Origin of the sequence: Segatella baroniae B14 (assembly GCF_022024235.1) — a bacterium.
GTDB lineage: Bacteria > Bacteroidota > Bacteroidia > Bacteroidales > Bacteroidaceae > Prevotella > Prevotella bryantii.
On record NZ_CP091799.1, the window covers coordinates 2,342,046 to 2,356,872 of the forward strand.

The following is a 14,827-nucleotide window of genomic DNA, read 5'->3' on the forward strand; positions in this document are numbered from 1 at the left end:
CTTGGAAATCTTTTATTGATTAATATCTTTGTCGTTTGTGTATATTATTTATGGCTGAAGGGTAAAGCCAAATACGAGGTAAGCTTTCTGAGAACTTGGATTAGTATTGATGGCTGCAAAAACTGGTACACTGAAAGAATCAGTTATCTTAATGTCTTTGGTAGCTTTGACAGATACGTTGCAAATAGCGAAGCCACTGGCATTGTTGGCACCGTAGAATTCAGCATGATATGGTACACCACCTAAGGTCGCATTCCAATCACAGCTGGCAAATTTGAATGGAGCATTCAACTCGAAATAAGATGAAAATGCCCGATCGCCATCGAGTGTTCTGCCATCGTTGCCAGCAAAGTTGGTATACCAGTCGATAGAAACAGGTCCAAAGTCATAGCCGATATTTGCTTCAAAAGTGTGAGCTGTGCTATTAGCGCCATAAGCGAAATATTTGTCTCCTACAGTAGCTCCTGTTTTGAAGTTACTTGCTGATGAAAAGTAGTAATCTGTTACACCAACATGGAATTTTCCTGTAGCATAAGCGAGTGTCAAGTCGAACTCTTTGCTATCGTCAGTGTTGGTCAATGGTATACTTCCCCAAGCGGTCAGTGATAATCCTTTATACCCAATGCCTAATGTCGGCTGTACTGCAACATCACCACAGTGCTGTCCACGCCATACGTAGTCGTTCACAAAGTCAGCAGCAATTGTTGTTTCTACTTCGTCCTGCGCTTTAACAGCAGGGGAGCAGGCTAGCATTATGGCTGCCATGCATCCCATTTTACTCAGATTTTTCATAATCATATTATTTTTAGTGTTTGTGTATGTTGTTAGCCGATAGTTTGGTGTTTTCAGAATACGTTAATAAGGTTATACCTGAGTAACCCAATCGGCTATACGTTGCATCGCCTCTTTACAATCTTCGCGTGTACCGAATGCGGTGAGTCTGATGAATCCTTCTCCACTAGGGCCGAATCCCACACCAGGAGTACATACTACGTATGCTCCATAGAGCAATTGCTCAAAGAATTTCCAGCTTTCTGTGTTGTTTGGTGTTTTCACCCATAAGTAAGGTGCATTTTCACCACCATATACCTTAAATCCTAGTCGAGTGAGACTTTCACGCATTATCTTTGCGTTGGTCATGTAGTAATCTATCGTTTCTTTTACCTGCTTTTTGCCTTCAGGAGTATAGATGGCTTCAGCAGCACGTTGACTGATATAGCTAGTACCATTAAATTTAGTACTCTGTCGTCTGTTCCAGAGTTGGTTCAAACTTACCCGTTCACTTCCATCGAGAGTAGTGGCAGTCAGTTCCTTAGGCACTACAGTATAGCCACAGCGTACACCAGTAAATCCAGCAGTTTTAGAATAGCTTCTAAACTCGATAGCTACTTTTCGTGCACCTCTAATCTCATAGATAGAGTGAGGTATGTTTTCATCCTGTATATAAGCCTCGTAAGCAGCATCATAGAAGATAATCGAGTCATTCTTAATCGCATAACTTACCCATTTCTTTAGTTCTTCTTTGGTCAATACAGTACCAGTAGGATTGTTTGGATAGCACAGATAAATCATGTCGACGCGATGGTCTGGTATCTGTGGTACGAAATTATTTGTATCGTCGCAAGGCATATAGGTGATATTGCTCCATTTACCATTTTCGAATATTCCGGCACGACCTATCATAACATTGGAGTCGATATATACCGGATAAATCGGATCGGTAACACCTACATTATTATCCCATCTTACGATTTCCTGTATATTACCCGTGTCACTCTTGGCACCATCGTTGACGAAAATTTCATTAGGGTCGAGATGGATACCACGTGGAGCATAGTCGTTCTTGACGATGGCCTCTCGTAGGAAATCATAACCTCTTTCTGGTCCATATCCACGGAAACTTGCCTGTACGGCCATTTCATCTACCGCCTTATGCATAGCTTCTATTACAGCAGGACAAAGAGGTTGGGTTACATCACCAATACCTAGGCTAATCACTCTCTTCTTAGGGTGTGATACTTTGAAGGCATTTACTTTTTTTGCAATGTCTGCAAACAGATAATTGTTTGTAAGCTTCAAAAAATGTTCATTAACTAATGCCATATTTTTTCTTTTTTTATTGTTGTTATAAGTTTGCTTCTATTTATTCAGGTAACTCGATTTCACCTTCAAATGCGAAAGCTGCCGGACCAGTCATATATATATGATTATTATTCGCTTTCCATTCTATTTCGAGTGTTCCGCCATCCATGACGATTTTACTTTTACGTTCAGCTCGTCCGGTCAGTGCAGCTGCTACAGCAGTGGCGCAGGCACCAGTTCCACAGGCCAAGGTAATTCCGCTACCTCTTTCCCATACTCGGGTTCTGATTTCTCCGTTAGCTCTTACTTCTGCAAATTCGATATTGCATCGTTGTGGAAAAGCAGGATGCACCTCAAGTTTACTTCCGTATCGAGCAATGTCGATGGTGTCAATATCATTAACGAATATTACGTAGTGTGGATTGCCCATTGAAACAAAAGTTCCGTTAAATATCCTATCTTCTATCTGAATATTTTTTCCTACTTCTGCATTATACTGGGCTTTTTCCTCGAGTTGAGGCTCTAACATATCTACGGTTACCGATTCAACCTCCGTTTTTCCTGTTTCCTTATTATCTATAAGGTGGAGTTTCAGTATTTTTACTCCCGAAAGAGTTTCCAGTCTGATTTCCTCTTGAAAAGTCAGTCCTTTTTCATATAGGTATTTGCCAATACATCGGCTGGCATTACCACACATCATAGCTTCAGATCCGTCTGCATTATAAATATGCATGGAGTAATCAGCTTTGGCGGGATCGCTAGGTCTTCCTATCAGTACCAATCCATCACTTCCTATTTTAAAGTGGTACTTACTCCATATTTGTGAAGCCAAACTTGGATTAGGTATTGGATAAGCCAAGGTGTTGACATAGATATAATCATTGCCTGCTCCTTGCATTTTTGTAAATCTTATCTTATTTGACATTTTGTGTCCCTTTCTTTTATTCCTGTTACCATTTGTTTGATTACGTTTGCAAATGTACAACAAAATGTCGTCTTTTTAATACAAAAATAATCAATATTCCAAAATATTTTTTCATTATCTTATAATTTGATACTAAATATATGCAAATATAGAACAAATTGTAAGTATTTTGCTGTTTAGTGTTTAAAGGTTGTAAGTTAAATAAAATTTATTCTTTCAAAATGAATCTGATTTGTGTGATATAATAGCAAAAAGTTATAAATTTGCAGTGTTGAATTTACAAAATGTCAACCAATAGAGGTTTTAATCAATAAAAAGAAAGGTAAATCATGAAAAAGATTGAAGCAATCATTAGAAAAACCAAATTTGACGATGTTAAGGAAGCTTTACTAGCTGCAGATATCGAATGGTTTTCTTATTATGACGTTCGTGGTGAAGGTAAAATGCGCCAGGCACGTATTTACAGAGGTGTCATGTACGATACAAGCAGTATCGAACGTGTACTTCTTAATGTTGTAGTAAGAGAAAAAAACGTAGAGCGTACAATATCGGCTATTCAGAAAGCTGCTCAAACAGGTGAGGTCGGTGATGGACGAATCTTCGTTATTCCAGTAGAAGATACGGTTAGAATCCGTACAGGTGAGCGTGGAGATATCGCCTTGTATAATGCCGAACAGGAAAAGTAAAAGCTCATCTTATTAACAACACAGCACATTATTATTAACGACAAAACAAACACAACAATGACAGTACAAGATTTAGGAATATCAATCGATACCATTTGGATGCTTTTAGCAGCCATGTTAGTCTTTTTCATGCAACCGGGTTTCGCTCTTTGTGAGGCAGGTTTTACCCGTAGTAAAAACACAGCCAATATCCTCTTTAAGAACTTTGTTGACTTTATGGTCGGTTCGTTACTTTTTTGGTTTGTAGGTTTTGGTTTTATGTTTGGTTCTGATGGTCAGGGCTTTATCGGAATGCCAAACTTTGGTGATCTTTCTTTTTATACCAATAGTGCAGGTTTGCCTACAGAAGGCTTCTTGATTTTTGAAACTGTATTCTGCGCTACTAGTGCAACCATAGTTTCTGGTGCTATGGCAGAGCGCACCAAGTTCTCAATGTACTGTGTTTACAGTTTCTTTATATCATTGCTTATTTACCCTGTAGAAGGTCACTGGACATGGGGTGGCGGATGGCTATGTAACGGTGAAGAGGGTAGTTTTATGATGAACACCTTCGGTACAGTATTTCACGATTTTGCCGGTAGTGCTATTGTTCACTCTGTAGGTGGTGTATTAGCTTTGATAGGTGCCATTATTCTTGGTCCTCGTTTGGGCAAGTACGATAAGAATGGTAAGAGCAAAGCAATTCCTGGTCATAACCTTATGGCTGCAGCTTTAGGTGTTTTAATCCTTTGGTTTGGGTGGTTTGGTTTCAATCCTGGTTCACAGTTAGCTGCTAGTGGTGCTGTAAACCGTGAAGCTATCTCTCACGTATTCTTGACCACCAACCTTGCTGCTGTTGCTGGTGGTATTGCTACTATGCTTTTATCGTGGGTTAAGTATGGCAAACCATCATTCTCATTGATGCTCAACGGTGTTCTTGCCGGTTTGGTGGGTATTACAGCTGGTTGCGATATGGTATCGCCTACTGGTGCCGTTATTATCGGTCTTATTTGCGGTATAATCTTGCCTTATGGTATCGAATTTATTGATCAGAAACTTCATATTGACGACCCTGTAGGTGCAAGTTCTGTTCACGGTATCTGTGGTATTGTTGGTACATTGCTTACAGGTCTGCTCAGTGTAAGTGAGGGAGCCTTCTATGGTCATGGCTTTGGATTCTTAGGTGCTCAGTTTTTGGGTATTGTATGTATTGATCTTTGGGCAGCTGTGAGCGGTTTTATCCTCTTTTATACCATCAAGCGTGTAAAGGGTCTCCGAGTAGACAAGCGAATAGAAGAAGAAGGACTCGATATCTACGAGCATGGTGAGTCTTGCTACAACTAATGTTAGATTTCTAATTAAAAAATATGGCTCCAGTGTAAGGCACTGGAGTTTTTGTGCAACTTAAATCATTACCAATATGTGTGGAATAGTATCAATTTTTAATATTCAGGAGCAAACTCTTGAATGGCGGCAGAAGGCGTTGAGGATGAGTCAGAAAATTCGTCATCGTGGACCAGACTGGAGTGGTATCTATTGTGGCGGTTCTGCTATTCTTGCTCATGAACGATTGAGCATTGTTGATCCAGAATCGGGTAAGCAGCCTTTGTTTGCGCCTGATAAAAAACAGGTTTTGGCCGTTAATGGTGAAATCTATAACCATCTTGAAATACGTAAAGAGTTTGCTAACAAATACCAGTTTCAGACCGGAAGTGACTGCGAAGTAATCTTGGCATTGTATCGTGAGATGAAAGCTACAGGCGAAATTACCCCAACCCGTTTGACCGAAATGCTTGAAAAACTCAGTGGAATCTTTGCTTTCGCACTTTATGATGTCGAGTCTGATACTTTTCTCATAGCTCGCGATCCTATCGGTGTAATTCCTCTTTATATCGGCTATGATAAAGACGGTAAAGTATATTGTGCGAGTGAACTGAAGGCTTTAGAAGGACAGTGCGACCGTTATGAGCCATTCCTTCCTGGTCATTTCTACTGGAGTGGTGCTCCTGGTATGAAACGATACTATAGCCGCGATTGGTTTGAGTACGATAACATTAAGAATAATGAATCTAGTGTAAAGAGCATTCATGATGCCTTGGAAGACGCTGTGAAGCGTCAGCTTATGAGCGATGTACCTTATGGTGTGCTTCTAAGTGGTGGTCTCGATTCTTCTGTGATTTCTGCAATTGCCGAGAAGTATTCTCAACATCGTGTCGAGGAAGACGGTAAAACCCGTGCTTGGTGGCCTCGTTTGCACTCTTTTGCTGTAGGTTTGAAGGGAGCACCCGATTTAGCTAAGGCTAAATTGGTGGCTGATCATATCGGAACTGTACATCATGAGATAAATTATACCATCCAAGAGGGGTTAGATGCCATACGCGATGTTATTTATTTCATAGAAACGTATGATGTGACTACGGTACGTGCTTCTACACCGATGTATCTATTGGCTCGTGTTATTAAGTCGATGGGCATCAAAATGGTACTTTCGGGTGAGGGCGCCGATGAAATTTTCGGTGGTTACCTCTATTTCCACAAAGCTCCAAATGCACAAGCTTTTCATGAGGAAACGGTTCGCAAGTTGAGCAAATTGTATATGTACGATTGTCTTCGTGCTAACAAGAGCCTTTGTGCCTGGGGTGTGGAGGGACGTGTGCCATTCCTCGATAAAGAGTTTCTTGATGTTGCTATGCGTACTAATCCAGAGGCAAAGATGTGCCCGGGCCAGACAATGGAGAAGAAAATTGTGCGTGAAGCTTTTGCTGATATGTTGCCAGAAGAAGTTGCTTGGCGACAAAAAGAGCAATTTAGTGATGGTGTAGGATATAGTTGGATAGACACATTGAAGCAGATTACCAGTTCTGCCGTTAGTGATGAGCAGATGGCTCATGCAGAAGAGCGATTCCCTATCAACCCACCGCAGAATAAAGAAGAATATTATTATCGTAGTATTTTTGCCGAGCACTTCCCAAGTGACAGTGCTGCTAGGAGTGTTCCATCTGTGCCAAGTGTGGCTTGTAGTACAGCAGAAGCACTTGCCTGGGATGCATCGTTCAAGAATATGAATGATCCTAGTGGACGTGCCGTTCGGGGTGTACATGAGGAAGCTTACGAATAAAAAAAATAAATCGCACTGAGATTTCTATAGATCACAGTGCGATTTAATTTTTTTGTTAAGGCGTTTCTTATTTTTTAAGTTTCTGATCCCATTTGAGCAAGCGTTTATATTCTTTCTTGGTAATGCGCATAAAGCTACCGTGCTGAGGACCGGTAACCCCTTCGATGTCCACGGGATCGTGGAAATTGCGTAGATTTTCATCGGCTTTACAGATGCGATAATGCTTAGGATTGTCGCTATATTGTATATAGGCTACACGCCAAGTCTTATCACCGATTAACTGGAATGCACTTGACCCTTCGCATTTCTTTTTGCCTTCAAAACTTACATAATCATGTTCTACTGGTTCACCCCATCCATGATTCAGATAATCACTGGTAGCCGTGTAAATACCAGGTTTGCCACCTTCTTTCTTGATAAGCATGTGGAATTTGCCGTCGGATGGAAGATAGTTAATATCAGCATCAATTGTAGCATAGCCCCAGTCGAAGAGAAGCTTTGGTGTAGTTAATTTGGTAAAGGTCTTATCTGCATAGCTGTAATACATACGATCATAGCCTTCTTCTGCGCGGTTAAGCATCGAGTAATAGATCATGTATCCACCTTTTTCACCATTCTCCCAGATATAGTTTGGATCCCAGAATATCTGTGGAGCCCATACACGATTAATAGTAGACCAGTCTTTATAAGGTGATGGGGCTTGTGGATCGCAGAATATATTCTGACCTTTGCGATAGTCGAAGGTAACACTAGTCCAATGAATCATGTCATCGCTTTTGAGGAGGTCAATGCCATAGTTATCCCATTTATGACTCTTAGCCACACACATGTCGGTTGTTACCATGAGATAGCCCTTACCATCGTGTGTACGAGTGATGTAAGCATCGCGTGTTCCCCCTTCGATACGTGCATGCTCTTTAGCGTCAAAGATAGGTTTACCTTCGTTGATATCCTGATAGTGATACCCATCGCGACTTACAGCGTAGGCTGTCCATTCGCCTTTATCACTCATGTGACAATAGAGATATCCATAGTCTCCCTTTACTAAGTTTTGTGCCAAGAGAGATGTCGAAGATACGGTTAATAGTGTTAAAGCGGATAATAGTAATTTTTTCATTGTTTGTTAGGTTAGGTTTATCTTTGAGTGCAAAGATAACACTTTTTTCTTATTATCATAATTTACAGACTTAAATTTATAGTTTGTTTTTTAATAATTATTATGTATAATGACACTATCGAAAAATAAAATATAAAATCTGTTACACAGTGCATCGGCGAATATCTACTAGCTTCTACAGTCTGTTATGGTAGACTTTTAAAAAATATCCCCCAAACATAGTTACTAGGAATCGTTATCTAGCTCAATATCTTCAACTTTTGGCTTGACTATTTGGTATCTTACTACAACATTCTACCCTTTTTCCAGCAAAGCCATAGCCGGTGATAGGTAAAAGTTTACACTTGAGCTGACAAACACTATGTTTTCATGGTATAGACACTATGTTTCTACCACGTAAACATGATGTTTTTAACTTGTAAACATAGTGTTTCTGCTTTGTATTATTCAGGTTGACAAAACAATTGTCTTTTCCTAATTTCATTTGACAGTTTTTACCAGGTTAAACAGAATTACTTGTCAACATTGTTTAAATCGTACTGAAAACCTTGTCAGTCGTGTCCGCTACTTCCTAAAAGACTTGACAACCTAGAAAATATTACAAAAATAGCATATTTGAAACATTTTAGCAATGCTAACTATAAATAAGCAAATCACAAGACAGTTTGTGTCAACTAAATTTAAATATAACAGATAAATTTAAGCCCCAAAAAACGGGTGAGATATCCACTGATACCTCACCCTCTGCAATGCATATTTGATAGGGATAATTACTTTTGCAAGTATTTATCTATTTTAGCAGCAGTTTCTCTACCACTAGCCAAGGCGCGTACCACCAAGCTAGCTCCGTTAGCAGCATCACCTGCTACGAAGACATTCTCAGGAAATTCAGGTTGGTTAGGCTTCAAGAATCCCATTGCCAAAAGTACCATATCGGCTTTGATTATTTCCGGTTCCTTGGCAGGTTTCATTAAAGGTCTACCACCTTCAGGGTTAGGCTCCCAAGTAATTTCTTGTACTTTGACACCAGTGAGTTTACCATTTTTGCCTAAGAATTCCAAAGAATTGATATTCCATCTTCGCTCGCAACCTTCTTCGTGAGCGAAGGTAGTCTTGAGGGTTCGTGGCCAGTTTGGCCATGGGTTGTTTGGATCATCAGGACCAACGGGTGGTTTAGGCATAATCTCAATCTGTGTAACGCTCTTACATCCTTGACGGTGAGCTGTACCGATACAGTCAGAACCGGTATCACCACCACCGATGACAAGTACGTCTTTGCCCTTTGCATTAACCAATTGATCTTTGCTGAATTCTTGTCCGTAGAGTACACGGTTTTGTTGAGACAACATTTCAAGGGCAAAGTATACACCCTTTAAGTCGCGTCCAGGAATCTTGAGATCTCGAGCAGTAGGAGTACCTGTGGTAATTACGACAGCATCATACTGCTTGCTGAGTTCCTCGGCTGTAACCGTCTTATCCTGACCTAAAGTAGGGTCGTTTTGGATATCATCAGCGATTTCGCCCTTTTTCTCTTCACCCTTTTTAGCTGGTGTATCAACTAATTTAGTATTAAATTGGAAGATAATGCCTTCTTGGCGAAGTACCTCCATGCGGCGATCGATGATAATCTTGTTCAGTTTGAAATTTGGAATACCAAAGCGAAGCAGACCACCTGCGTCTTCACGAGCCTCGATGACAGTAACCTGATAACCCATCTGATTGAGCTGGGTAGCAGCAGAAAGTCCTGCCGGACCTGCTCCCACTACACATACGGTTTTACCATTTCGCTCAGGAATACGAGGCTGAACGAAATCTTCCTCGAAAGCCTTTTCTATGATGGAACACTCATCTTCACGGTTAGTGGTAGGTTCGTGATCCATTAAGTTAAGAATACAGGCTTTCTCACAGAGTGCAGGACATACTCGTCCTGTGAACTCAGGAAAGTCGTTGGTGGCTGTCAGCAACTTGAAAGCTAACTTCCAGTCGCCTTTGTAGATAGCATCATTCCATTCTGGTGGTTTATTGCCCAGAGGACATGCCCAATGGCAGAAAGGTACACCACAATCCATACATCTACTGGCTTGCTGACGTCGATCGTTAGTATTTAAAGTTTGCTCCACTTCACCGAAATCGTGGATTCTATCGTGAACCGGTCTGTGTCCGGCTTCCTTACGGTTTATTTCTAAAAATGCTCTAGGATTTCCCATAACTTTTTTTACTCCTCGTCTTTTGAATTAGTAATCGCGTTGCATATCAGCAATTTTCTGTTGCAACTTCTTCACCTGCTCTTCCTGTAAAACTCGCTTGTACTCAATAGGAACTATCTGAATGAAATCTTCAACATAGTGATTCCAGTCATCAAGCATCGTTCTAGCTAGTTTAGAACCGGTATAGAGATAGTGCTGACGGATGAGTTCGTGCAGTTCCTTACGGTAACTTGCTTCTTCTACCAGATTTATCTCAACCATATCCATATTACAGAAGTAGTCGAAGTTGTGGTTTTTATCCCATACGTAAGCGACACCACCACTCATACCTGCTGCAAAGTTTCGACCAGTTTCACCTAGCACTACGACACGACCACCAGTCATATATTCGCAGCAGTGGTCACCTGCACCTTCTACTACAGCAATGGCTCCAGAGTTACGAACAGCAAAGCGTTCGCCAACTTTACCATTGATATATACCTCACCGGTAGTGGCGCCATAAAGACCAGTATTACCAGCGATGATATTATCTTCAGCATTGAAGTTTGAACGGTTTGGAGGAAGCACGGCGATTCGGCCACCACTTAGGCCTTTAGCAAAATAGTCATTGGTTTCACCTTCAAGCTTAAAGTCGATACCTTTTACGAGGAAGGCACCGAAACTCTGACCGGCTGAACCTTTAAATTTCACATTAATTGTACCTTCAGGTAATCCTTCTTCTCCATATTTCTCAGCGATAAGTCCACTGAGCATGGTACCAGTTGCACGGTTAGTATTGCGGATGGCAAAGTCGAGGTTTACTTCATCTTTATCCTGAATGGCCTTCTGAGCTCCAGCAATCAACTGCTGATCGAGGATACCGTCGAGTTCATGTTTCTGTGTTTTACTACAGTACAAAGTATCTTCGCTATTTTCCTTGAAGAGTAATCGAGTAAAGTCGAGTGAGTCCCATTTTTCATTGCCCGATTTCTTAGGTACAATGAGTTCAGTATGTCCGATGATATCACTAAGTTTAGTGTATCCCATTTCTGCCAAATACTCTCTCACCTCTTGAGCTAGGAATGTAAAGTAGTTAATGACATACTTATAACTGCCTTTGAAATGTGCTCTCAAACGAGGATCCTGAGTAGCAACACCCATAGGGCAGGTATTTTGGCTACATTTACGCATCATTACACAACCCAGAACAATTAGAGGAGAGGTACCGAAGGCAAACTCCTCAGCACCAAGAAGAGCCATCATGATAACATCACGACCGGTCTTCATCTGACCGTCTACCTGTAGGCGTACCAATGAGCGAAGACCATTCTTAACCAAAGTTTGCTGAGTTTCTGAAATACCAATTTCAGGAGAGATACCAGCAAAGCGCATACTTGAAGCAGGAGAAGCGCCGGTACCACCTTCAGCACCAGAAACGACGATCAAATCTGCTTTAGCTTTTACAACACCGGCTGCAATGGTTCCGACACCACTCTCTGCAACAAGTTTGACACTAATAGCTGCTTTAGGATTAACATTCTTCAAGTCGAAGATGAGTTGCTTTAAGTCTTCGATAGAGTAGATATCGTGGTGAGGTGGTGGTGAAATGAGTGAAATGCCAGGGATAGAATGGCGGGTTTTGGCAATAATTTCGTTTACCTTAAAACCAGGTAATTGTCCACCTTCTCCTGGTTTAGCACCTTGTGCCACCTTAATCTGTATTTCTTCAGCATTTACCAAATATTCGGTTGTAACACCGAAGCGTCCAGAGGCTACCTGCTTGGTTTTACTGTTGAGGCTGATACCATCCTGTTCGCCATGGAAGCGTTCATTGTCCTCTCCACCTTCACCTGTGTTTGATCGGGCTCCCAGTTTATTCATCGCCAGTGCTAAAGCTTCGTGTGCCTCTTTAGACAAAGCTCCGAAACTCATGGCACCTGTAACGAAGTGTTTTACAATAGACTCTACTGGTTCTACTTTGTCGATATCGATAGGGTTACGCTTAATATCAAAGAAGTCGCGGATAAATATAGGACGCTCTTTATTATCAGCCAGTTGACTGAATTTTTTGAAGAGTTGGTAATCGCCCTTGCGAGTAGATAGCTGCAGTGTGGCAATAGTCTCAGGATTCCAAGCATGTTCAATACCATCCTTGCGATAGTGGAACTGCCCCATGTTAGGCAAGAATTCTACTTTTTTCTTTTGATCGAAAGCCTGGTCGTGGAAAGCTATGGCATCCTTGGCTATTGTTTTCAGTCCGATACCACCGATGGTAGATATCTGAGTGCCGAAGTAGGTCTTTAAAAGGTTCTCAGAGAGACCGATACTTTCAAAAATCTGTGCACCGCGATAGCTACGAATGGTACTGATACCCATTTTAGCCATAATCTTGAAAAGACCTTTTTTGACAGCTTTGATATAGTTACTTTCAGCAGTGTGGTAATCTTCCTGTATCTTGCCTTTCTTTACAAGGTCATCAAGGATGGCGTATGTCATATAAGGACAGAGAGCTGATGCACCATAGCCCAATAGCAATGCGGCATGCATTACTTCTCTGATTTCTCCACTCTCAACAATTAAGGCTGTCTGTACACGCTTGCCCACATTGATAAGATAATGGTGAACAGCACTTACGGCTAACAGAGATGGTATGGCAACATGTTCCTCGTCAACATTGCGATCGCTTAAAATAATATAGTTATACCCATCGTCCACGCTCTTCTCAGCCTGTTGACAAAGAGAGTTGAGAGCTTCGCGAAGTCCTTCTTCGCCTTTGCTTCGCTCAAAAAGCATAGGAAGTTTGATGGTGTTGAATCCCTTGTATCTAATGTTACAGAGAATATCAAGTTGTGAATTGTTCAGAATAGGATGAGGCAGGCGCACCATCTTACAGTTACTTTCATCAGGATTGAGAATACCACTACCTACACGGCCGATATACTCAGTAAGACTCATCACGAGGTTCTCGCGAATAGAGTCGATAGCAGGATTGGTAACTTGTGCAAACTGCTGGCGGAAGTAGTTGAAGAATATTTGTGGTTTGTCTGAAAGTACAGCCAACGGTGTGTCATTACCCATAGAAGCAGTAGGCTCTTGCCCCTTGGTAGCCATTGGTACAATTGTTCCATCGACATCTTCTTCACCAAAACCAAATTCCAGTTCTTTGCGAGTAAGGTTTTCGATGCTATTCTCAACCTTTCTACCTGTGCGGATTTTTTCCAACTGAATACGATTGGTATTCAACCATTGACGATAAGGATGTTCTTGAGCCAATCGATTCTTAATCTCGCCATCATAGTAAATCTTACCCTCTTCGGTATCGATCAGTAAAATTTTACCTGGCTGAAGACGTCCCTTTTCTGCAATTTCACTAGGTTCAAAATCCATTACACCTGCTTCACTTGCTACAACCATGGTATCGTTCTTTGTGATGGTATAACGAGCAGGACGAAGACCGTTACGATCGAGCATACCACCGGCAAAACGACCGTCGCTAAACATTAAGGCTGCAGGTCCATCCCATGGTTCCATGAGAATAGAATAGTATTCATAGAAAGCTTTGAGATCTTCAGAGATTGGGTTCTTATCATTGAAACTTTCAGGTACCATAACAGCCATAGCATGCGGCAATGAAAGTCCACTCATTACAAGGAACTCAAAGACGTTGTCAAAACTAGCCGAGTCACTCAGACCAGGCTGTACGATAGGTGATATCTCTTTAACATCACCTAAGGTTTCTGAAGAAAGGACACTTTCGCGTGCTTGCATCCAGCTACGATTACCACGGATGGTGTTGATTTCACCATTATGAGCGATTAGGCGGAACGGCTGTGCTAAACTCCATGTAGGAAAGGTATTGGTACTAAAACGACTGTGTACCAAGGCCATACCGCTAGTGAAATAATTATTTGTTAAGTCTGGATAGTATTGACGAAGTTGTAAACTTGAGAGCATACCTTTATATACAATAGTCTTGCTTGATAAAGAGCAGATATAAAAGTCGTTGTCCTCAACTCTTCTTTCTATTTTTTTACGAATCGTATAAAGCGTGCGTTCGAAAGAAGAAACTTTATTATCAGTAACACCTGTGATAAATACTTGTTTGATATCAGGCTCAGTAGCGAGTCCTTCTTCTGCCAAGCACTCCTGGTTGGTAGGAACGTTGCGAAGGTGCATTAGTGATAAGCCTTCACGCTCGATCTCCTCAATCATGATGGAGAGAATGGCTTGCTGTTTTTTCTCATCCTTTGGTAAGAAAATAAGTCCTGTACCATATTTTCCTTTTTCAGGAACAGGTATGCCTTGAAGAAGAATAAACTCATGTGGTATCTGTAGTAGGATACCGGCTCCGTCACCAGTCTTTCCATCAGAACCTTCAGCACCTCTATGTCGGAGGTTTTCCAATACCTTCAATGCATTGTCAACAAGCTCGTGACTCTTGTTGCCGTGGATGTTGACTACCATACCCACACCACAAGCATCATGCTCATTGCTGGCATTATACAATCCATTTTCCATTTTTAGTTGCATTTGATTCATGTTTTTGTAATTTCCCTATCAATTTGGTTGCAAAATTACAAAAGAGCTTTCTAAATGTAAGATTTTTAATGGAAAATCTTTCGGTAAATTTAGTTTAGGAACCGTTAAAATATTAAATTGAAAGTAAAAGTGATGAATTTAAAAAAAATAATCACGGATTGCAAGTTTATTTGAGTAGCAAACTTACAATCCGTA

At 41.1% G+C, this 14,827-nt stretch carries 9 protein-coding genes; 3 read left to right on the top strand and 6 right to left on the bottom strand.

Annotated features, from left to right (window positions below; translation table 11 throughout):
• Positions 1–48: 48 nt before the first annotated feature.
• The 3 genes from L6469_RS09860 to dapF form a co-directional block, all read right to left on the bottom strand.
• Entirely contained in the window at positions 49–798 is a 750-nt protein-coding gene (locus tag L6469_RS09860; protein ID WP_006281332.1) for a hypothetical protein, read from the bottom strand.
• Between the two features lie 66 nt (positions 799–864).
• Complete coding sequence (locus L6469_RS09865) at positions 865–2,103, bottom strand: LL-diaminopimelate aminotransferase (protein ID WP_006281331.1); 1,239 nt, start codon at positions 2,101–2,103, stop codon at positions 865–867.
• Positions 2,104–2,143: 40 nt separating this feature from the next.
• The gene (dapF, locus tag L6469_RS09870; protein WP_006281330.1) at positions 2,144–3,007 is read right to left on the bottom strand and encodes a diaminopimelate epimerase; all 864 of its coding nucleotides are present in this window, start codon (positions 3,005–3,007) and stop codon (positions 2,144–2,146) included.
• 329 nt (positions 3,008–3,336) lie between these two features.
• On the opposite strand from dapF, the gene L6469_RS09875 reads away from it, so the two are divergent.
• From L6469_RS09875 to asnB, 3 genes are all read left to right on the top strand, one after another.
• Positions 3,337–3,693 (top strand): P-II family nitrogen regulator, encoded by a 357-nt coding sequence (locus tag L6469_RS09875; RefSeq protein ID WP_006281329.1) that lies wholly within the window; start codon positions 3,337–3,339, stop codon positions 3,691–3,693.
• Positions 3,694–3,750: 57 nt separating this feature from the next.
• Entirely contained in the window at positions 3,751–5,016 is a 1,266-nt protein-coding gene (locus tag L6469_RS09880) for an ammonium transporter (protein ID WP_006281328.1), read from the top strand.
• 76 nt (positions 5,017–5,092) lie between these two features.
• The gene (asnB, locus tag L6469_RS09885; protein WP_006281327.1) at positions 5,093–6,790 is read left to right on the top strand and encodes an asparagine synthase B; all 1,698 of its coding nucleotides are present in this window, start codon (positions 5,093–5,095) and stop codon (positions 6,788–6,790) included.
• A 67-nt stretch (positions 6,791–6,857) separates the two neighbouring features.
• Here asnB and L6469_RS09890 read toward each other — a convergent pair whose 3' ends face one another.
• From L6469_RS09890 to gltB, 3 genes are all read right to left on the bottom strand, one after another.
• A complete protein-coding gene (locus tag L6469_RS09890; protein ID WP_027453101.1) occupies positions 6,858–7,907 on the bottom strand; it encodes a glycoside hydrolase family 43 protein in 1,050 nt (349 codons plus the stop codon).
• A gap of 770 nt (positions 7,908–8,677) precedes the next feature.
• On the bottom strand, positions 8,678–10,114 hold the full coding sequence (locus L6469_RS09895) for a glutamate synthase subunit beta (RefSeq protein ID WP_006281325.1): 1,437 nt from the start codon (positions 10,112–10,114) through the stop codon (positions 8,678–8,680).
• Positions 10,115–10,141: 27 nt separating this feature from the next.
• The gene (gene gltB / locus L6469_RS09900; RefSeq protein ID WP_006281324.1) at positions 10,142–14,623 is read right to left on the bottom strand and encodes a glutamate synthase large subunit; all 4,482 of its coding nucleotides are present in this window, start codon (positions 14,621–14,623) and stop codon (positions 10,142–10,144) included.
• Positions 14,624–14,827 lie beyond the last annotated feature (204 nt).

Bases quoted from the DNA above. Each gene is read 5' to 3' on its own strand.
- L6469_RS09860 (WP_006281332.1), bottom strand. From the start codon at position 798: ATGATTATGAAAAATCTGAGTAAAATGGGATGCATGGCAGCCATAATG.
- L6469_RS09865 (WP_006281331.1), bottom strand. From the start codon at position 2,103: ATGGCATTAGTTAATGAACATTTTTTGAAGCTTACAAACAATTATCTG.
- dapF (WP_006281330.1), bottom strand. From the start codon at position 3,007: ATGTCAAATAAGATAAGATTTACAAAAATGCAAGGAGCAGGCAATGAT.
- L6469_RS09875 (WP_006281329.1), top strand. From the start codon at position 3,337: ATGAAAAAGATTGAAGCAATCATTAGAAAAACCAAATTTGACGATGTT.
- L6469_RS09880 (WP_006281328.1), top strand. From the start codon at position 3,751: ATGACAGTACAAGATTTAGGAATATCAATCGATACCATTTGGATGCTT.
- asnB (WP_006281327.1), top strand. From the start codon at position 5,093: ATGTGTGGAATAGTATCAATTTTTAATATTCAGGAGCAAACTCTTGAA.
- L6469_RS09890 (WP_027453101.1), bottom strand. From the start codon at position 7,907: ATGAAAAAATTACTATTATCCGCTTTAACACTATTAACCGTATCTTCG.
- L6469_RS09895 (WP_006281325.1), bottom strand. From the start codon at position 10,114: ATGGGAAATCCTAGAGCATTTTTAGAAATAAACCGTAAGGAAGCCGGA.
- gltB (WP_006281324.1), bottom strand. From the start codon at position 14,623: ATGCAACTAAAAATGGAAAATGGATTGTATAATGCCAGCAATGAGCAT.